The organism is Vibrio sp. 10N.222.52.C12 (assembly GCF_041474215.1).
In the GTDB taxonomy this organism is placed as follows: Bacteria; Pseudomonadota; Gammaproteobacteria; order Enterobacterales; family Vibrionaceae; genus Vibrio; species Vibrio crassostreae_C.
Genome location: NZ_JBFRTR010000029.1, coordinates 19008 through 38444 on the forward strand (window position 1 = coordinate 19008; position 19437 = coordinate 38444).

The 19437-nt window shown below is 45.1% G+C and carries 18 protein-coding genes; 14 read left to right on the forward strand and 4 right to left on the reverse strand.

The window, feature by feature from the left end; translation table 11 throughout:
• Window positions 1–147 precede the first annotated feature (147 nt).
• The 5 genes from AB4623_RS06140 (at window position 148) to AB4623_RS06160 (ending at window position 4583) form a co-directional block, all read left to right on the forward strand.
• Entirely contained in the window at window positions 148–537 is a 390-nt protein-coding gene (locus tag AB4623_RS06140; RefSeq protein ID WP_017064032.1) for a VOC family protein, read from the forward strand.
• Window positions 538–588: 51 nt separating this feature from the next.
• Window positions 589–1113 (forward strand): hypothetical protein, encoded by a 525-nt coding sequence (locus tag AB4623_RS06145; protein ID WP_102398572.1) that lies wholly within the window; start codon window positions 589–591, stop codon window positions 1111–1113.
• Window positions 1114–1282: 169 nt separating this feature from the next.
• Complete coding sequence (locus tag AB4623_RS06150) at window positions 1283–2722, forward strand: 6-phospho-beta-glucosidase (protein ID WP_372145976.1); 1440 nt, start codon at window positions 1283–1285, stop codon at window positions 2720–2722.
• A gap of 99 nt (window positions 2723–2821) precedes the next feature.
• On the forward strand, window positions 2822–3820 hold the full coding sequence (locus tag AB4623_RS06155; RefSeq protein ID WP_136982442.1) for a LacI family DNA-binding transcriptional regulator: 999 nt from the start codon (window positions 2822–2824) through the stop codon (window positions 3818–3820).
• A gap of 202 nt (window positions 3821–4022) precedes the next feature.
• Complete coding sequence (locus tag AB4623_RS06160) at window positions 4023–4583, forward strand: sugar O-acetyltransferase (protein ID WP_017064028.1); 561 nt, start codon at window positions 4023–4025, stop codon at window positions 4581–4583.
• An 81-nt stretch (window positions 4584–4664) separates the two neighbouring features.
• Here AB4623_RS06160 and AB4623_RS06165 read toward each other — a convergent pair whose 3' ends face one another.
• Window positions 4665–5852, reverse strand: a complete 1188-nt coding sequence (locus AB4623_RS06165; protein ID WP_017062388.1) for an MFS transporter — start codon at window positions 5850–5852, stop codon at window positions 4665–4667.
• A gap of 281 nt (window positions 5853–6133) precedes the next feature.
• Between AB4623_RS06165 and AB4623_RS06170 the strand changes: the two genes are divergently transcribed.
• Complete coding sequence (locus tag AB4623_RS06170; protein WP_017064026.1) at window positions 6134–7015, forward strand: LysR family transcriptional regulator; 882 nt, start codon at window positions 6134–6136, stop codon at window positions 7013–7015.
• Window positions 7016–7458: 443 nt separating this feature from the next.
• Window positions 7459–8991, forward strand: a complete 1533-nt coding sequence (locus AB4623_RS06175; protein WP_372145978.1) for a phospholipase D family protein — start codon at window positions 7459–7461, stop codon at window positions 8989–8991.
• 128 nt (window positions 8992–9119) lie between these two features.
• Here AB4623_RS06175 and nfsA read toward each other — a convergent pair whose 3' ends face one another.
• Entirely contained in the window at window positions 9120–9842 is a 723-nt protein-coding gene (gene nfsA, locus AB4623_RS06180) for an oxygen-insensitive NADPH nitroreductase (RefSeq protein WP_017060948.1), read from the reverse strand.
• A 279-nt stretch (window positions 9843–10121) separates the two neighbouring features.
• On the opposite strand from nfsA, the gene AB4623_RS06185 reads away from it, so the two are divergent.
• The 7 genes from AB4623_RS06185 (at window position 10122) to AB4623_RS06215 (ending at window position 16501) form a co-directional block, all read left to right on the forward strand.
• Window positions 10122–11366, forward strand: coding sequence for an NADH:flavin oxidoreductase/NADH oxidase family protein (locus AB4623_RS06185; protein WP_102428074.1), 1245 nt, complete (start codon window positions 10122–10124; stop codon window positions 11364–11366).
• A 236-nt stretch (window positions 11367–11602) separates the two neighbouring features.
• On the forward strand, window positions 11603–12586 hold the full coding sequence (locus tag AB4623_RS06190; protein ID WP_102428086.1) for an HAD family phosphatase: 984 nt from the start codon (window positions 11603–11605) through the stop codon (window positions 12584–12586).
• A 208-nt stretch (window positions 12587–12794) separates the two neighbouring features.
• A complete protein-coding gene (locus AB4623_RS06195) occupies window positions 12795–13490 on the forward strand; it encodes an aspartate/glutamate racemase family protein (RefSeq protein ID WP_102428073.1) in 696 nt (231 codons plus the stop codon).
• Between the two features lie 223 nt (window positions 13491–13713).
• A complete protein-coding gene (locus AB4623_RS06200; protein ID WP_258182976.1) occupies window positions 13714–13836 on the forward strand; it encodes a hypothetical protein in 123 nt (40 codons plus the stop codon).
• A 199-nt stretch (window positions 13837–14035) separates the two neighbouring features.
• Window positions 14036–14908, forward strand: a complete 873-nt coding sequence (locus AB4623_RS06205; RefSeq protein WP_102428072.1) for a radical SAM protein — start codon at window positions 14036–14038, stop codon at window positions 14906–14908.
• A gap of 267 nt (window positions 14909–15175) precedes the next feature.
• Window positions 15176–15412 carry a YdcH family protein gene (locus AB4623_RS06210; protein WP_065606862.1) on the forward strand — a complete coding sequence of 79 codons (237 nt, stop codon included), beginning with the start codon at window positions 15176–15178 and terminating at the stop codon, window positions 15410–15412.
• A 192-nt stretch (window positions 15413–15604) separates the two neighbouring features.
• Window positions 15605–16501 carry a LysR family transcriptional regulator gene (locus AB4623_RS06215; protein WP_102428071.1) on the forward strand — a complete coding sequence of 299 codons (897 nt, stop codon included), beginning with the start codon at window positions 15605–15607 and terminating at the stop codon, window positions 16499–16501.
• A gap of 253 nt (window positions 16502–16754) precedes the next feature.
• Here AB4623_RS06215 and glpD read toward each other — a convergent pair whose 3' ends face one another.
• Both glpD and AB4623_RS06225 read right to left on the reverse strand, forming a co-directional pair.
• Window positions 16755–18314 (reverse strand): glycerol-3-phosphate dehydrogenase, encoded by a 1560-nt coding sequence (gene glpD, locus AB4623_RS06220; protein ID WP_102428455.1) that lies wholly within the window; start codon window positions 18312–18314, stop codon window positions 16755–16757.
• 288 nt (window positions 18315–18602) lie between these two features.
• Complete coding sequence (locus AB4623_RS06225; RefSeq protein WP_004740378.1) at window positions 18603–19397, reverse strand: DeoR/GlpR family transcriptional regulator; 795 nt, start codon at window positions 19395–19397, stop codon at window positions 18603–18605.
• Window positions 19398–19437: the final 40 nt, after the last annotated feature.

Here is a 19437-nt window from a genome sequence, read left to right on the forward strand (position 1 = left end):
TTACACAAACATAGATGCCAATACTGTGCAGTTATGGACATAAAATCGAGCCCGTTAATCAGGAACAATTTCGATGAATTTCGTTCTGTTTATTGTTCCTTATTTGATGAGTAATCTAGCGTTAGACATCAAACTTAGGCAAACAAAATGAAGATTGAACACATCGCAATTTGGACCAAACAACTCGAAGTACTGAAGCGATTTTATGAAGATTATTTCGGCGCGACATTGAACTCAAAATATCACAACCCAACCAAAGGGTTTTCTTCATACTTCCTCTCATTTGATACGGGAAGTCGTTTAGAGATTATGGAAATGGACTCTGTCCCTGAATCGAAAGACGACATCTATGACCAGTTCACAGGCTTCATTCACATGGCGATATCATTAGGTTCGGAACAGGCGGTCGATCAACTGACTCAACACTTGGTCGAAGACGGCTATGAGCGCTTAGATGGCCCAAGAAGAACAGGCGATGGCTATTATGAGAGCTGTGTACTCGATCCGGATGGTAATCGTTTGGAACTTACCGTTTAATGTAGAGACTTAATTGAGTTACTCATCTACTAACGGAACTGAGGTATGACAATGATGAAGCTTGCTGTGACTTTCCTTTTTAGTCTTGGGCTTATGGGATGTGCTACCTCAGAACCGGTGTATGAGCAGGAGGCGGACTCAAAGCTTGAACCATCACAACCCATAGGTTACCTCGGTTTTAAAGCTCACCAAGAGTGGGCGATTCAATTCAATGATTGCACGGTCTACGATTTAATCGGTGCACAACCTTACCAGTGGTTTGATCGCACTTCAGCCTCTGTGAGCTGTTATACGTTTAAGCCAAACGATGCCATCGAGCCTTTATCTGTCTATGCCGACGCAAACTTCGACAGCAATAAGCTAGCCCCGATTAACCTATTTCAAGAGCTGCAGGTATCAGAGTCTGGCTGGGGCAAGTTTCCTGCCGTCTATGAGACCAACGGTACCAATTGGCTGAAAGTCAAAGAGGGTTGGATTCACCTTACTTTAGCCGATCAGACACTCGTCCAGTTCTACCCGGGAACTCAAGACCTATCCGGCAAATCTCAGCATGATCAGTATTTTGAGCAGCATTGATCGTAATGCTGACTGTTGATTAGTCTGTAGTTCGATCAAAAAAGATCTTTTAACTGTTGCTGAAACCGGTTTCAACCTGTATCTTTTCTTTTATTGAAATCGGTTTCAGAGTTGCAATGAGCTCTCTAATCCTGATCTTTTTCACGAATAACTTGTAGCGAGTAATGGTATGAACAACGAATTTCCGAACGATTTTTTATGGGGTGGTGCGGTTGCTGCACATCAACTAGAAGGCGGCTGGGATGCGAATGGTAAAGGTGTCAGTGTTGTTGATGTATTAACAGCGGGCGCTCATGGTGTACAACGTCGAATCACCGATGGCGTCATTGATGGCGAAAACTATCCCAACCAAGTCGCAGTGGATTTCTACCATCGCTATAAAGAAGACATTAAGTTATTCGCTGAGATGGGCTTTAAGTGTTTCCGTACCAGTATTGCTTGGACGCGTATCTTCCCAAATGGTGACGAAGCTGAGCCGTGTGAAGCAGGTTTAGCATTTTACGATGATCTGTTTGATGAGCTGCTGAAATACGACATTCAGCCAGTAGTGACGCTGAGCCACTTTGAAATGCCTTACCATCTAGCTAACGAATATGGCGGCTGGATGAACCGTAAAGTGATCGACTTCTTCGTTAAGTATTCAACTACGGTGATGGAGCGATACCAACACAAAGTGAAATACTGGATGACGTTTAACGAGATCAACAACCAGATGAACACTTCGGCAGACATCTTCGGTTGGTTGTGCTCTGGAGTGAAGTTCCCACAATGTGAAAAGCCACAAGAAGCCATGTATCAAGCGGTTCACCACCAGTTTGTCGCCAGTGCGTTGGTGGTTAAGAAAGGTCACGAGATCAATCCAGACCTTCAAATCGGCGCAATGTGTGCGATGGTGCCTTTCTACCCTCGCTCTTCAAAGCCTGAAGATATCATGGTGGCACAACAAGCGATGCGTGACCGTTACTTCTTCTCAGATGTGATGGTTCGCGGTCATTACCCAAATTACGCTACGCGTGACTGGGCAATCAAAGGCTTCAATATCGAAATACAGCCTGAAGATGAGCAAATCCTAAAAGAAGGCAAAGCGGACTACCTTGGTTTTAGCTACTACATGTCGAATACCTTGGATTCTTCTTCGCATCAGTCGACTGAAGAAGCAATGGACGGTGGTCATGAAAATTCGGTCGAGAACCCGTTCATCAAGTCGAGCGATTGGGGCTGGCCGATTGACCCAACAGGCCTACGTTACTGTTTAGCATCTCTTTATGAGCGCTATGAAGTGCCGTTGTTCATCGTTGAAAATGGTTTTGGCGCAGTTGATACCATCGAAGAAGATGGCAGCATTAATGATGACTATCGTATTGCTTACCTTGGAGATCACATCAAAGAGATGAAAAAAGCTGTTGCGATTGATGGCGTTGACTTGATGGGTTACACCCCTTGGGGCTGTATCGACTTAGTTTCGTTCACCACGGGCGAGATGAAAAAACGCTACGGATTCATTTACGTAGATAAGCACAACGATCAATCTGGCTCACTAGAACGCAAGCGCAAGAAGTCTTTCGAGTGGTATAAAGGTGTGATTGCATCTAACGGTGCCACTATTTAGAATGCATTCCCCAGCGCAGTTATGTGAACTGTGAGCTGTCATTTTGCAATGAATTAGTCGGCCTATGTCGGCTAATTTTTTATAAAGGAAAAGAAGCGAATGGTAACCATGCTTGATGTCGCAAACCGCGCAGGCGTATCTAAATCGACCGTTTCTCGTGTCTTAAATGGCAAGAACATCGTGCGCCCAGATGTGGTGAAAAAGGTATTTGATGCGATTCAAGAAACAGGTTATCGACCGAACTTGTTGGCTCAGCAATTGGCGACCAAGAAGACCAATTTCATCGGCTTTGTAATTACCAATGAGTTGTTCAATGGCCCTTACTTCTCTTCCTTGATGTATCACGCGGCTTCTTATAGCGAAAAGTCGAATCACCAATTGGTGATCACCGATGGCAAACACAGCGCTGAAGACGAAAGAAAGGCGATCAATTTCCTGCTGGATATGAAGTGCGCGGGCATCATCCTCTATCCGCAATGTTTAACCGAAAGCGAGATAGCTCAGATCATCGAAAGCACTGACACTCCGATTCTGGTACTCAACCGAGAAATGCCGTCGAAGCCCAATCATGCTATTACCACCGACCATTATCAGAGCGCTTGTTTGATGGTTGAACACATCATCGAGCAGGGTCATACCGATATTGCAGTGATTCGTGGTAAAGCCGGTTCTTCGACCGATGAGCTGCGTTACCAAGCCTATCAAGATGTGTTAACTAAACATGGTGTTGCATTGGATGAGTCCAACGTTGTTCAAGGTGATTGGACGATGGAGAGCGGTTATCACGCGGCTCAGGCTTTGGCAAAAAGCAGAACCACATTCACTGCTATCTTGTCTGAAAACGATGATATGGCGATTGGTGCGATTAAGGCGTTAACCGAACTTGGGTACTCATTGCCTCAAGATGTTTCGATCGTCGGCTTTGATAACAGCAAAGTGGGGGCGTTTTTAACGCCAAGCTTAACGTCTGTGAGTGTGCCATTAGAGCAAATGACGCAAAAGGCGATCCTGCAAATTGTCGGTGAAACAGAGCAAGCGACCACCATCAATACCACTGGTAGTTTGGTGTTACGTGATTCGATAGCGAAGCTAAATTAGCACTGTTCGAATTTCATATTTTACCTACAAAAAGTGACGAGCTGCGCATCTCTTAAACCAAGCTCAAACACTCCTTATTCACTGTTATTTAGATGTGCGATATTGCGTTTTTGGTCGATGAATTGACCACCATTAGTTAAGTAATGTGGAGCTAGATAAGTAATATGAAAATAGCTAATTGATGTGAGAACAGGTAAGTAACGTGAAAACAGAAAAACAAAAAATGCTAGCAGGTGAACCTTATCAGGCTTGGGATAAAGAGCTTTATGCAGCTCGTATCGAATGTCGCAAGGTGCTTCAAAAACTCAATAACAGTATTCCTGGCACATCTGAATGGGAAGCAGCAACGCAAGAGCTCATTCCGGACTGTGAAAATGCACATTTAGAACCTCCATTTCGTTGTGACTACGGCTCGAACATCAAGCTAGGCAAGAACTTCTACGCTAACTTTAACTGCGTGATTTTGGATGTGGCTGAAGTGACTATTGGCGATAATGTGCTGCTTGGTCCGAACGTTCAAATCCTGACTGCAGGTCACCCACTCGATGTGAAAGGCCGTGTAGAAGAAGGCGTTGAGTTTGGCACACCGATTAATGTTGGCAACAATGTTTGGCTTGGCGGTGGTGTAATTATCTGCCCCGGTGTCACCATTGGCGAAAACAGCGTGATTGGCGCGGGCAGTGTCGTAACCAAAGACATCCCAGCCAATGTGGTTGCAGTCGGTAATCCATGTAAAGTGCTGAAAGCGATCGATAACGAGTAATAATCAGATTGAATTGATAAAGCCCGAACCTAGGTTCGGGCTTTGTTTTTTCTATTCTTGCTAGATGCTAGATGCTAGATGCTAGATGCTAGATGGAACAGCTTGTTGTGCTTGCTTCTTATCTAACGCACCACTGAATCGAGTCAGAACAAGAGCGATCAAAACGATCACAGCACCTACCCAAGGGGTGTTCATTAATCCAGATTTCGCGACAATCAAACCACCGCCCCATGAGCCTAATGCAATACCGACGTTGAAGGCTGCAATGTTCAATCCAGAAGCGACATCGACGGCGTCTGGTGTGTATTTCTCAGCCAGTTTCACAACATACACTTGTAGTCCTGGAACGTTACCGAATGCGAATGCACCCCAAACCAAAATGGTAGCAACAGCTGCGTAAGGGTTTACTGCGGTAAAGTTGAATACCACCAGTACTGCGGCTAAACCAGAGAAGATAACGGTCAGTGCTTTAATTGGGCCCATCTTGTCGGCCATTTTTCCGCCCCAGATGTTACCGACCGCCACTGACACACCGTAAACCAACATGATTAAGCTGATTGAGCTCGAATCAAATCCTGATACATTTTCCAGTATTGGAGCAAGGAACGTAAACGCTGTGAATGTGCCGCCATAACCTAGTGCTGTGATAGCGTAAACCAACAGTAAGCGTGGTTGAGTTAGAACCTTTAGTTGTGCCGAAATCTTCGCCGCTGGTGGTTGCTTAAGGTTGCTTGGAACCAAGATAGCGCTACCGATAAGAGCAATAAGACCAAGCAGAGCCACGATCAAGAAGGTCGCTTGCCAGCCAAAGGTTTGCCCGATATAAGTGCCCAGTGGTACGCCGGTTACCAATGCAACCGTTAAACCTGTAAACATGATCGCAATGGCACTGGCTGCTTTATCTTTTGAAACCAAACCTGTCGCGATGGTCGATCCAATCGAGAAGAACACGCCATGGGCAAGGCCAGTCAAAATTCGTGCGGCGATCAGCGTGTTATAACCCGGAGCTTGCCACGCCAATAAGTTACCAATGACAAACAATGCCATCACGGTCAGCAACACCGCCTTACGATTCCATTTGCCGGTTAATGCCGTTAATACTGGTGCGCCAATGGCAACGCCAAGCGCGTATAAACTGACTAATAGGCCTGCCGATGGCAGAGATACATTCAAGTCGCTCGCCATGGTAGGAATCAAGCCTACGATGACAAATTCTGTGGTTCCGATGGCAAAGGCGCTGAGCGTCAATGCAAGTAATGCTAATGGCATAATCATCTCTCTTACTGTTCTTTGTTAAATACCGAGCGCGATAAAATGGGGCAGCTTGTGACTGCAATAGGAGCGCTTCGTTTGATGGCGAGGATTATCTAGCAAAATATATTTGTGAAAAATGCCGCTATTCACAAATAACCTTTGTGAAATTTGCAATAATTAAAGAGTTAGCCGATCATTGGGTTAAGCTGATGAGATCGAAAAGACTCAGATGATTTGAGCTGTGATGAGCACAAGCGAGATGACATTAAACAAAATGAAGATAGCGAAGGAGCCTCATGTTAACCCGTTCAGATGATTTAGAAATGGTACTCACCGTTGTCGATGCTGGTGGTTTTTCTGCGGCGGCAGAGGCGCTGGATGTGCAGGTCGCCAAGGTGTCTCGTTCGGTGAGTAAGGTTGAGTCGCAACTCGGCGTCTCAATATTCAACCGAACAACGAGACGCGTGGAATTGACGGAGGAAGGACGGCAGTTTGTCGATTCAGTCAGGGTGGGATTACAGATGATTCAGAGCGCGGAAGAAGAAATCGTGTCGCGCGGAGAGTTGCCAAAAGGTCGTTTAAGAGTCGATGCCGCCAGTCCATTCGTATTCCATCAGCTAGTGCCGTTGGTGCAGTCATTCAAAGAGGCTTACCCAGACATTGAGTTGGAACTCACTTCCAACGAAGGCTTCGTTGATCTTCTCGAAAAGAGAACTGATGTTGCGATTCGAATCGGTAAGTTGTCCGATTCAACACTGCACGCTCGCCCGTTAGGAAAAAGTTTACTCCATATTGTGGCGTCACCTGATTATCTCGCTAAGCGTGGGCTGCCCACCAAACCTGAAGATTTGAGTTCGCATCAAATTGTGGGGTTTGCGGGTAACAAAGTGCTTAACCATTGGCCTTTACCAAACCAAAGTGATGTCGCGCCTACTGTGACAGCCAGTAATGGTGAAACCGTGCGTCAACTAGTCTTAGCTGGAAATGGGATTGCTTGTTTATCGGGGTTTATGGTGCAGGAAGATATGGCTGCGGGTCGCCTAATCCCTATTCTGGAACAAGACAAACTTGCCAACACAGACCGAGAGCGAGTGAATGCGGTTTACTACAAGTCGTCATCGGTCTCTAAACGTATCTCGGCGTTTATCGACTTTATTCAGCCCCGTTTGAGCTTGTAGGGAAGGCTTGTGTAGAGACGATAAAGGTTATGCAGCGTGAACAATGTTTTCGGTGTTGATCCTTACATGCCCTTAGATCAACAACAGCTTTAGCGCTTACGTAAGTAATGCGTTTGCACAATCTCATATAAGTAAGTCGACACGCCTGTTAGTGTGAAATCAAGCGGTGAAACTAGATCTCCAAACAATGGTGAAGCATCACCCAGACCGAACAGACTCAACATCGAAATGGTAGAAAAGCCGCTGAGTTTATACTGTTTGGCACTCACCCAACTTAAGTGATCTGTAGGCCAATTTACCGACCTTTAAATTTATACTGGATAATTACCTATAAATTTCGGGCTTTAGCAGTAATAATCAATGAATAGATCGGAATAGCTTGTTCATTGAAAAGCTGTACGGAAAGTTTCTAAAGACGTCATCGTGAAAAGGAAGTCAGATACATGCCTGTGCTCCAACGCATCAGTTTAACACTAATCTTAATCGCCGTTTTAGGTGGGTGTTCTTCACTTCCTGAAGGCATCGACCACCCGACAGAACCGCCAACCTCTCCTGCACCCAGCACTTTATCGGTTCTAACCAATGAATTTCAGCCTGAAGCTTTAGAGCAAGGCACCACTGCGGTTCGTCTGCAAGAGTCTGGTTGGGATGCCTTGGCACAGCGATTAGCGCTGGTCGAAAGTGCCGAGCACACCATCGACATTCAATACTACATCTGGAACTCTGACGAGTCGGGCAGTTACTTAGCCAGTCGTTTGTTAGCCGCGGCCGAGCGCGGTGTGAAGGTTCGTGTAATGCTGGATGATATCAACCTCAACGAACGTGAAGGTTTGCTGTCGGCACTGGATGCGCACCCGAACGTCGAGATTCGTATCTTCAATCCAACACCAACACGCCGTGGCTTCAGTAAATGGCTGAGCTTTGTCGGTGACTTTTCTCGCTTAAATCGCCGTATGCACAATAAGTCGTTTACCGTAGATGGTACTTTGTCTGTGGTTGGCGGGCGTAATATTGGTGATGAATACTTTGACCTTTCTGATGAAATCAATTTCCGAGACCGCGATGTATTAGTCATGGGCTCGGTAGTTAACACCATCCAAACCAGTTTTGTTGAATACTGGAACAGTCGTTGGTCTTACCCTGTCGATATGCTGGGGGATGACGAACAACCTGATCTCTCAAAGATAGATAATATTGTCGTTCCGCACTATCAAAATTACCCTGAATTACCATTAGACCGTGAGGCTGCTGATAGTTTGCTGAAAGAGGTGATTGGTGAGATGACATGGGTGAATGCTCGTTTTGTTTACGATCAACCCGTCCCTGATGATTCAGACAATACCGATGAACCGAAAGCGACTGCGATTCTTCTAGGGAAATTAGCGAGAGAATCGAAACAAGAGATCTTGCTGGAATCCGCTTACCTTGTATTCGATGATGGTCAGCTTGAAGAGTGGCAGGTATTGAACAACAAGGGCGTTGAGATAAAAGCGCTAACTAACTCTATGGCGTCTAATGATCTGGTGACTAATCATTCTGCTTATGCAGGCAGACGTTACGACATGTTGGAGCATGGCATCGATCTGTTTGAGCTAAAACCAGAATCTAAGCTGTGTGAAGCATCGACTCAAGACGTGTCTAAATGTGCGCCTGAGACGGCCTATGGTTTGCACGCTAAATCAGTTGTATTCGACCGCAGCATCGCAAGCATTGGCTCATTTAACTTCAACTTGCGTTCTACCTACCTCAATACGGAATCGGTTTTGATCATCGAGAACAAAGAGATTGCTGAAATGTTAGCTGACACCATTGAGCAAGCGATGAGTGAAGATAATAGCTGGCGCTTGGAACTGGAAGACGGTGATGTGTATTGGTATTCAGGCGATCAACGTTGGGACAGCGAACCTGACACTGGTCAATGGGAACGAATGCAATCAGGTTTCCTACAGTTGTTACCGATTGAGAAATATCTGTAAGCTAGCCGCCTCCGGATAAATAAAAATGTCAGCGTATATTACGCTGACATTTTTGTTTGTACTGCTGTTTGCTGCTAGCTCTAATCGCTTAACGGCTTAACGGCTTAACGGCTTAACGGCTTAACGGCTTAACGCTTGGTCAGCTGCTTGCTGTTTAAGTAAGGCAGGATATGTGGGCGAGATTCACCAGAGAGTTTCTGTGTGATCTGCTGTGACCAACTGCTCTGCTTTTGGTTGCTTGAACGGCTTGCGTAGTAGCTTTGCATCGAATCATCGTAGCTGGCAATTTCATCTAGGCTCAGCGGTTGGTATTGGTTTTCGTGCATTACTACGTGAGCAGGGAGGCGAGGTTTCACCTCTGGTTGTTGTGCCGGGTGACCTAAGCACATCCCGAACAACACGGCGGTGTGCTGTGGCAGTTCTAACAGTTCATCGACTTGTTGTGCGCTGTTACGCAACCCGCCAATGTAAACGCCACCCAAACCTAGAGACTCAGCAGCCAGCATGCAGTTTTGCGCCATGATGCCAGAATCGACCGCGCCAATCAGGGTCAGTTCAGTAAAGTCGGTTTTCACTTCAGGGTTAATTTGAGCGTGGCGTTGATAGTCGATACAGAACACCAAAAACTCAGCCGCGTTCTCCACGTAAGCTTGATTGCCTGCGTATTCAGCTAGCAACTTGCGCTTCTCTGTGTCTGTCACTCTCACGATAGAAACAGCCTGCAGTAAGCTCGATGATGAAGCCGCGAGACCAGCCTGAATAATCACATCAAGTTGTGCTTTTTCAATCGGTTGATTTGTATATTGACGAATGGAGCGGTGCCCCAGAATAGTTTCAATCGTGCTGTTCATAACTCTCAGACAGTCCTTGTGATGATGGCGTAGAGAATCACAATAACGACAATTACCATGAGCGTAAAGGGTGTTCGAGCCTTTCTGGTTGACATATTTCAGCAGCGTCAGCCCAGTTTTTGAGATTCTATTTATAATCGATTAATGCCAGCTGCTATGCCGCTGGCATTTTATTATTGAGCGAAACTTGCTTCGAAATAGGCACTAAATGATAAAAACTGTCGGATAAAATAGGGCATACTGGACTCAATATATAAACCCAAGAAAGTAACCACGCGCATGAATCCGATCTGCCTCAACGACCCTTTTTCTCTTCCTAATGGCCAAGTGATCAAAAATCGCCTGTTCAAATCGGCAATGAGTGAACAGCTAGGTGATAAACATCATAACCCTAAGCAAGGTTTAGTCACGCTTTACCAGCGTTGGGCTCAAGGAGGAATTGGTCTATCCATAACGGGTAACGTGATGGTCGATAGAGGCGCGCTTGGTGAACCTAAAAACGTTGTGTTGGATGAACAAAGTGACTTAAGCGTATTTCGTGAGTGGGCGAAGGCTGGAACACAAAATGGTTCGCAGATATGGATGCAATTGAACCACCCAGGAAAGCAAATCCCTAAATTCTTATGTGATAGCCCGGTTGCTCCTTCGGCTATCTCTTTAGAGCGTGGATTAGAGAAAGGCTTCAATACGCCACGAGCTCTGACTGAGACGGAAATAATCGCAATCATTGATAAATTTGCGCTGAGTGCAAAGCTATCAAAACAAGCGGGTTTTACCGGTGTGCAGATCCACGGTGCTCATGGTTATCTCGTGAGTCAGTTTTTGTCTTCAAGACATAATCAACGCCAAGACAAATGGGGTGGCTCACTCGAAAACAGACTTCGTTTCGTGCTTGAGGTTTATCGCGCGATTCGAAAAGAGGTCGGTGACGATTTCCCTGTCGGAATTAAGCTCAATAGTGCTGATTTCATGAAAGGTGGCTTCACTGAAGAAGAGTCGATGCAGGTTGTACAAACACTCAGTGACAATGGTATCGACCTGATTGAGATCTCCGGCGGCACCTATGAAAGCCCATCAATGATGGGGTCGAAAAGCAAAACTGAACCAATCAAGGCCAGCACAGTAAAACGTGAAGCGTATTTTATGGATTACATGGTTAAGGCGAGAAAACTCGTCAGCACTCCGCTGGTGGTCACGGGTGGTTTTCGAACCGCGCAAGCAATGAATGAAGCATTAAACACCTCGGCGACCGATTTTATTGGTATTGCGCGAACAATGGCGGTTGATCCTGATTTCCCTAACAAGTTAATTGAAAACCCTAGCCACGGCATGCCACTAACGGTGCCAACCACAGGAAAACCCGCATTAGACAAGGTGGCGATGGTCGGGCTGGTTTGGTATGAACATCAGATGTGGCGCATTGCCTCTGGCAAGAATGCTGACCCTAAACTTAGCGCATTAAGCGTGGTGGTAAAAACAATTTTCAGCGCCGGCTGGCACGCTTTCAAAAAGCGCAGAGCGTAAGCAGTCATGGATTGTTAAAGCAGAACTTTGAGGAATTGAAGTTCTGCTTTTTTGTTTGTCTCCTTTTAAGTTCTCGATAAATACATCGCAGAGCACCCTCAGCCAGCTTAGCTGTGGTACTAATCTAATACCAACATGAGCATTGGTTATAGTGTTCATAAGTGGTAAATCAGAGTAGACCAACTAGGATGAATTGAATTAAACCCTACAATTAATTCAACAACATGGTAGTTGCTATGATGAAAATAACCCTCTTATCTGTCGCGATCTTATCCAGTCTCTCTTTCTCATCTTTTGCTAAAGATTGTGATCCCAACTTGCTGCCTTCTTGGAAGGACAGCGAGAGCAAATCCGCTATCGTCGACTTTGTTGGGCAAGCCACTAAAGCTGAGTCTGATACGTTCGTGGCAATTGAAGATCGCATTGCCGTGTTCGATAACGACGGTACGCTTTGGTCGGAAAAGCCTTATTACTTCCAATTAGCCTTTGCACTAGATCGTGTAAAAGAGATGGCGCCTGATCACCCTGAATGGAAAACCGAAGCACCGTTTAAGTTTGTACTCGAAGATGATATTGAGAGCGTTCTGGGCAGCGGTGAAGAAGGGCTATTGAAAATCATCATGGCGACACATTCTGGTATGACTGTTGAGCAATACCAGCAAGACGTTGAGCAATGGCTGACGGTAGCAAAAGATAAACGTTTCAACAAAGCCTACACAGACCTTACTTATCAGCCAATGAAAGAGATGCTGACTTACCTGCAAGAGCATGACTTTAAGACTTATATTGTGTCGGGCGGAGGCGTTGATTTCATGAGGGCGTGGGCTCCACAAGCTTACAATATTCCTACAGAGCAAATCATCGGTAGTGCGCTTAAATACAACTACAGCTACAACGATGGCAAACCAACGGTGACCAAAGATTCGTTGATTTTGACCATTGATGACAAAGCCGGAAAGGTCACTAACATTCAGCATATTATCGGCAAGAAACCTATTCTAGCGGTCGGCAACTCAGACGGTGACCAAGCGATGATGCAATGGGCAACGAGCCAACCCAATTCAATGGCGATGATTGTTCATCACACTGATGCTGAGCGCGAGTGGCAGTACGATCGTGAGTCTCACGTTGGCAAGCTTGATAAAGCGCTAGATGAGCCGAATTCCAGAGAGGATTGGACACTGATCGACATGAAATCCGATTGGTGTGAGGTGTACTAACGCCAAGTATACCCTTGGTCAAAACTTCAAAGGCTCGGATTTTAAATTCGAGCCTTTTTTGTGAGCGGAGGTTTTGGGAATGAACGGTTTGAAAGCAATCGTTTGAAAGGAATAAGGTGTTATGGGTTCGCTTTAAGCAAGAACGTACTATAAATTTTCAATGCATGACGGTTTAATCGAGTTAGTCGGAAATTAAAGGAATAGAAAAATGAAAACGATCGGTTTGCTCGGCGGTATGAGTTGGGAGTCGACAGTGAGCTACTACAAATCCATCAACGAGGGCGTTAAAGCCACACTCGGCGGGCTCAATTCTGCAAAGGTTTGTATGTACAGCGTGAACTTCGATGAGATAGAAAAGCTTCAACATCAAGGTCGCTGGGCTGAGACGGCGGATATCTTATCGGACGCGGCTTTATCGGTAGAGAAGGGCGGGGCTGATTTCATTCTGATTTGTACCAATACCATGCATAAGGTCGTTCCTGAGATCGAAGAGAAGGTCACGATTCCTATCTTGCACATCGCTGATACCACAGCGCAGAAGTTGCTTGAACAGGGTGTAAAGAAAGTTGGATTACTCGGTACCGCTTTCACCATGGAACAAGATTTCTATAAAGGCCGTCTGACTAACAAATTCGGTATCGATGTGGTGATTCCTGATGAGAGTGACCGAGAGAAAGTCCACAACATCATTTATCAAGAGCTGTGTCGAGGCCAAGTAAAAGAAGAATCTCGAGATGTATACCGTCAAATCATTGAGAAGCTAGGCCAACAAGGTGCAGAAGCCGTTATTCTGGGCTGTACTGAAATCGCCCTCCTGATTCAGCAGCAACACACTGATGTTCCCTTGTTTGATACCACAGCCATTCATGCAGAAGCGGCTGTACGTTTGGCGACGAGTGACTAACTTCTAGTTCTTATTCTTAGTTCCATAGCTGTCCTATTTTCGCTCTTGTACGATTTTCATTCGTTGAAGTGAAAGTTTTTTGTACAAAAGCAGGTCGTTAGTTAAAGAAGCGATGCTTTGTTCATTAACCAAGGCCTTATCGGTAGGTAAGGTTTTAGTTAATGACTGAGGTATCCGCGCTTTTAAGCACTATGCTTTAGTCATGACCGAAAGAGGATTTATTATGAAATGGCTTATCTTATCTGTAACGCTGTTATTCGTGGCAGGATGCCAATCGACGGGGTCTCAAGAAGCACAAGTCGGTGACGACATGAATCGAGTTCATACCCAAGGGTGCAGCAGCTAATCTTCTTTTGTGGAAACACATTTTCAGCTGCTCCGGTAGAGAGTTACCCCTACAAAGCCTTGTGTTGTCACAAGGCTTTTATTTTATACAAAATCTAAAAACTGATTCGACTATATCGCGAATTATCAATGAATACTGGTGTTGATAAACTCTGTTTTATTAAAGCACGCTCTCGTGCTTATAGACCGGAGAAACCAATATGAATTACGAGGGAAAAGTATATCGTCCATGGACAGAGGCGAAGAGCATTCTGATTCAAACCACTTTAGGTTGCAGTATCAACACGTGCACGTTCTGTAATATGTTCAGCGATAAACGATTCAAGGTTTGTGATATTGAGGATGTGTTTAAAGATATCGAAGAAGCTCGCCTGATTTATCCTTATGTTGAATCAATTTTCCTTATCGATGGCAACGTGATGGCCGCCCGCACGGATTATCTCCTTAAGATTTTGGATAAGCTTCGTCATACCTTTCCAGAAAGCAGAAAAGTATCGCTCTATAGTGGTTTGAACGATTTCCGTCGTAAAAGCTTGAGCGAACTTAAAGAGCTTAAAAGTGCCGGTCTCACTATGTCTTATGCGGGGTTGGAGTCAGGCGATGCGGTTGTACTCGACAACATCAAAAAGCGCATGACACCAGAACAAGCGATCGAAGGCATGGAATTAGCCAAAGAAGCCGGCATTGAAACCTTACTTTCGTTTATCTTCGGCCTTGGCGGTCGTGATCGATCACGTGAACATATTGTCGAGACCACAAGATTACTGAATATCATGAAGCCTGAGCAGATAGCGCCAATGGCGTTAGCGATTCAGCCAGGAACCGTGATGGAACAAGAAGTAAAAGGTGGCAAGTTCGTTATGCCGACGCAACTTCAGATCTTAGAAGAAGAAAAGTATCTGCTTGAGAATCTAAACATCGACACTTTCTATTGGGGCGACCATGGTAATAACATCGTGACTCAGAAAGGTTTCCTGCTTGATTCAAGAGAGCAATTTTTGGCTAAGGTGAACCATGCGATAGCATCAAACCCAATGGCTAAAGACAGTGTTATTCAGACGTTTGCTTGGTAGCGTTTAGTTAAAAACGATACTTGCAGGCTAAGTAAAAATCGAAAGAAGTATTGTTTTCGAGGCGGGATAATCGCCATAAGCCTACTTCCGTTACTGAGACAATTCAAAATCAGTAAAGCCATTTTCTTGGTGGATGTTGTAAATTTGTGAATCTGAACTGTCTATATTCTAGGCTGTGTACTGGATCTCATTTGTTATTTGAGTCCCTTGCTAAGGTAAATAATGAATGTGTACTACCAATCACTTTACTCAACTTAAGAGGTTTCTATGCTAGGTGAAAATCACTCTCTTGTTCACGAATTTCCTGAAATGAAAGACAAAATTGCTGAGCTTGCTAAAACTGACGATGGCTTTGCAGAAGATATGAAGACATACGACAACCTTGATAAAGAGATTCGTAAACTAGAGCTGAAAGATTCACCCATTGATGACGGCTCGATGCACCAATTGAAACATGATCGTTCTGAACTTAAAGATTCACTGCATGCTCGTTTAACTGGCTAGTGAGTTGGCAATTTTGCTGACTAGCTAAATGGCGAATTACAGACTTAGACAAAAACTCCTTCGGGAGTTTTTTTTCGTTTTGGCTCAATCACTTCTTCACAATTCAACTGAGTTAATACGTTGTATTGTTATGTTAATGACGCATAATGAGGGTTACTGGTACACGATTTTTAAGATTTTATTGGTAATCTCATGAATATTGAACACCTCAAATTGTTTGTTCGTTTAGCTTCCACACATAACATCAGCATGGCTGGGCAAGAGCTTGGTTTGTCTCCTGCTGTTGCAAGCTCGCACATTAGTAAACTGGAAGACAATTTAGGCGTTCGCTTGGTGCATAGAACCACTCGTAAGGTCTCTTTAACCGAAGAGGGGGAAGCGTTCTTGCCTCATGCTGAAGAGGTGTTATCGAGCGTCGATGCTGCCAAATCGGCGGTTGGTGTGGGCTGTGACTCTCCAACCGGAACGCTGAGAGTTACCGCATCTGCGTCTTTTGGGCGTTTGCATCTTGTCCCTGCTTTACCTGGATTCTTAGAGCGCTACCCTGGGTTAAAAGTCGATCTCAGACTATCAGATTCGATGGTGGATGTTGTTGAAGGTGGCTTTGATATCGCGATTCGCATCTCGGAGCTGAAAGACTCGACACTGATTGCCCGAAAACTTGCGACAGACAAGCGTATTGTGTGTGTATCGCCTGATTACTTAATCAAATATGGTAAGCCAGCCACACCTCGAGATCTTAATGATCATCAGTGTATTAGCTTAATTGGTTTAGAAAACTGGACGTTCAATACTGAAAGCGGGCCTAAGACGATTAAGGCATCTGGGTCGTTCAGGGCAGATAACGGAGAAGCACTGCGTGACGCAGCCTCAGGTGGTATGGGTATCACGGTGACATCGAATTGGTGTGCCTATGAACAACTGAAAAGCGGTCAGCTGGTTCAAATATTAGAAGATTACCCATTAACATCAGAGCCTGCAATTTGGGCTGTGTACCCAAGCACAAGGTTACTTGCACCAAAGGTGAGAGCCTTCATTGACTACTTCTCTGAATATTATGGTAATCCGCCGTATTGGGAGAAAACATAGAGACAAACGTTATTAAAGCGCTGACATGGTGAGCGTTTTTAAATGTGTTGTTTCGTTGAGATAAAGAATAGCAACCTTTTGTGAAGTTGATAATCAACCGGATTAATAAAACACTATTTAGTTTTTGTTGAAAATAGAGGTGTGAATAAAGTCTCAGGCTGAGCGGAATAGTAGACAATAAAAAAGCTTAGCGTGGGGAGCGCTAAGCTTTGTCATTATTTATATTCAGGAGCGGATGGTTTTGCTAGAAGAACTAACCGACTTGAGAAAAGTTCACCACAGTGCTTTCAAGATTCTCTTTTAAGTAGCTAGAAACTGCATGCTGCTCTGTTTCACTTAAGTACAGGCCAAGCTTGGTTCTGCGCCACAAGATGTCTTCGTCAGTCATCGCCATCTCTTCATTGATCAAGTAATCGATCTCAGCTTGATAAACGCCGTGTGCTTCGCTTGAGAATTGGGTACCAAGATCAGCTTCGCTCGTTGCACCTTCCAGCAGCTTCCAAGTGTAAGTACCAAATTGAGTCACATAACGTAGTAACAGTGCTTCTGATATCCAAGGGTACTTGGTGTGGATCATCTTAGCGAGCTGTTCTCTGCTGCAGCTGAAGTTACCACCCGGTAGTGTGTCGTTAGCTGTCCAAGGTGCGCCCATGTGTTTCAGGTAAGGTTCTAGCTTGTTCAGTGCCGCTTCGCCGAGTTTACGATAAGTCGTTAACTTGCCACCAAAGATAGATAGCAGTGGTGCTTGATCCATTTCTGCATCCAGCTCCAGTGTGTAGTCACGAGTGATCGCTTGTGGCGAGTCAGATTCATCATCACAAAGCGGTCTTACGCCACTGTATGTCCAAACCACGTCTTCACGGCCAAGCTGTTTAACAAAGTGCTGGTTAACGATATCAATCAAGTAATCTACTTCGACATCATCAATTGCGACGTTACGTGGGTCGCCTTTGTATTCAAGGTCGGTAGTGCCGATGATCGAGAACTTATCTAGGTAAGGGATCATGAACACAATACGATTGTCTTTGTTTTGCAGAATGTACGCTTGTGGTTCGTCGTGAATGCGTGGCACAACAATGTGCGAGCCTTTGATCAGACGAATATTACGAGGCGAAGCCTGCTCTAAACCATCATCAAAGAACTGTTTCACCCAAGGGCCAGCTGCGTTGACCAATGCTTTCGCTTTGCGCTCGAAACGTTGGTTTGTCATCACATCAAGAATCGTTACGTGCCAAATGTCGCCTTCGCGGTGCGCTTTTTCAACTCGGCAGTAGTTGCGTATTTCTGCGTTGTTTTCTTTCGCCGCTAATACGTTCAGCAATACCATACGCGCATCATCGACCCAGCAGTCTGAGTATTCGAAACCTGTTTTCATTTCTGGTTTAAGCAAACCTGATTGAGCCAAGTTCACCGTTTTACTTCCAGGAAGAGTCGTACGTTTACCTAAGTTATCGTAAAGGAATAGGCCACAGCGGATCATCCAAGCCGGGCGTAAAAATGGTCGGTGCGGTAAACGGAAACGCATTGGTTGTGCAACGTGAGGTGCTTTTCTCAGCAACACTTCACGCTCTGCAAGTGCTTCTGAAACTAAACGAAATTCATAATGTTCAAGGTAACGTAAACCACCGTGGATTAGCTTTGAACTTGCAGAAGACGTCGCAGAGGCGAAATCATTTGCTTCGTATAAACCAACGTTTAGACCACGACCAGCAGCGTCTGCCGCGATACCCGCACCATTGATGCCGCCGCCAATAACGATTAAGTCTAGAGTTGAAGATGTACTATTGTTTGAATTAGTTTGTTGAGCACTCATGGTTTTGACCTCTTTCTGAGCGAACGAGCATTTTAGAACATAATTGAATCGTATATTAACTTTCGTTTGCGGTCATTTATTATTTTCGTTTATGCGCGTTTTATGTGATTTGCGCATAAAAAAACCTTCGCTTATGACAGCGAAGGTTCCAAATAACTCTCATTCGAGCATAGAAGTGATATTAATCATGTTCAAGTGCGACTTTCCAAGTAACAAAAAAGCCCATTATCGATAAAGTGATCTATCAATAATGGGCTCTTTTAATGAACATGATTTCTGAGCGTTTTTTTATTCGTCCGACGCTAGTGGTTGAGACGCGGTCTCGATCACTTCCAATGGGATCGATGAATCCTTGAGGATGTTCAGGATCTCTTCTGGTGGCTGTTTATTGGTGAACACCATGTGTGCTTGAGAGATGTTACCCAGCTTAACCATTGCGTTGCGACCAAACTTACTGTGGTCGACTGCCAGGAAGATGCTGCGGCTGTTTTCGATGATAGCTTGCTTCACTCGAACTTCATGGTAGTCAAAATCAAGCAGTGAGCCGTCAAAGTCGATGCCGCTGATCCCTAGAATGCCGAAATCGAGGCGGAACTGCTTCACGAAATCGAGTGTTGCTTCACCCACGATACCGCCATCACGGTTTCTTACCTCGCCACCTGCCAAGATAACTTTTATCTCTGGGTTTGGTAGCAGGATACTGGCAACGTTGATGTTGTTAGTCACGACTCTGAGTTGTTTGTGGTTTTTGTTCAGCGCGCGTGCCACGGATTCTGGTGTGGTGCCGATATCAACGAACAAGGTTGCACCATCTGGAATGTGTTTTACCAGCTCGTCGGCAATCACATCTTTTTCATTGAAGTTAAGCGCTTTACGCGTGTTGTAAGAGGTGTTTTCTGAGCTAAGAGGAATGGTTGCACCACCGTGATAACGACGGATTTTGTTGCTATCAGCCAGCTCATTGAGGTCTCGTCTGATGGTTTGTGGGCTAACATCGAACTTCTCTACGAGCTCTTCGGTGCTCACATATCCTTGTGTTTTTACCAGGTCTACAATCTGCTGGTGTCTTGGTATCTGCTTCACTTAACTTACCACTCCCTGCACGCTATGGGCTCTAGCGCGT

Coding starts and splice junctions, on each gene's coding strand:
- AB4623_RS06140 (WP_017064032.1), top strand. CDS start 148: ATGAAGATTGAACACATCGCAATTTGGACCAAACAACTCGAAGTACTG.
- AB4623_RS06145 (WP_102398572.1), top strand. CDS start 589: ATGATGAAGCTTGCTGTGACTTTCCTTTTTAGTCTTGGGCTTATGGGA.
- AB4623_RS06150 (WP_372145976.1), top strand. CDS start 1,283: ATGAACAACGAATTTCCGAACGATTTTTTATGGGGTGGTGCGGTTGCT.
- AB4623_RS06155 (WP_136982442.1), top strand. CDS start 2,822: ATGGTAACCATGCTTGATGTCGCAAACCGCGCAGGCGTATCTAAATCG.
- AB4623_RS06165 (WP_017062388.1), bottom strand. CDS start 5,852: ATGCCATTAGCATTACTTGCATTGACGCTCAGCGCCTTTGCCATCGGA.
- AB4623_RS06170 (WP_017064026.1), top strand. CDS start 6,134: ATGTTAACCCGTTCAGATGATTTAGAAATGGTACTCACCGTTGTCGAT.
- AB4623_RS06175 (WP_372145978.1), top strand. CDS start 7,459: ATGCCTGTGCTCCAACGCATCAGTTTAACACTAATCTTAATCGCCGTT.
- nfsA (WP_017060948.1), bottom strand. CDS start 9,842: ATGAACAGCACGATTGAAACTATTCTGGGGCACCGCTCCATTCGTCAA.
- AB4623_RS06185 (WP_102428074.1), top strand. CDS start 10,122: ATGAATCCGATCTGCCTCAACGACCCTTTTTCTCTTCCTAATGGCCAA.
- AB4623_RS06190 (WP_102428086.1), top strand. CDS start 11,603: ATGATGAAAATAACCCTCTTATCTGTCGCGATCTTATCCAGTCTCTCT.
- AB4623_RS06195 (WP_102428073.1), top strand. CDS start 12,795: ATGAAAACGATCGGTTTGCTCGGCGGTATGAGTTGGGAGTCGACAGTG.
- AB4623_RS06200 (WP_258182976.1), top strand. CDS start 13,714: ATGAAATGGCTTATCTTATCTGTAACGCTGTTATTCGTGGCAGGATGC.
- AB4623_RS06205 (WP_102428072.1), top strand. CDS start 14,036: ATGAATTACGAGGGAAAAGTATATCGTCCATGGACAGAGGCGAAGAGC.
- AB4623_RS06210 (WP_065606862.1), top strand. CDS start 15,176: ATGCTAGGTGAAAATCACTCTCTTGTTCACGAATTTCCTGAAATGAAA.
- AB4623_RS06215 (WP_102428071.1), top strand. CDS start 15,605: ATGAATATTGAACACCTCAAATTGTTTGTTCGTTTAGCTTCCACACAT.
- glpD (WP_102428455.1), bottom strand. CDS start 18,314: ATGAGTGCTCAACAAACTAATTCAAACAATAGTACATCTTCAACTCTA.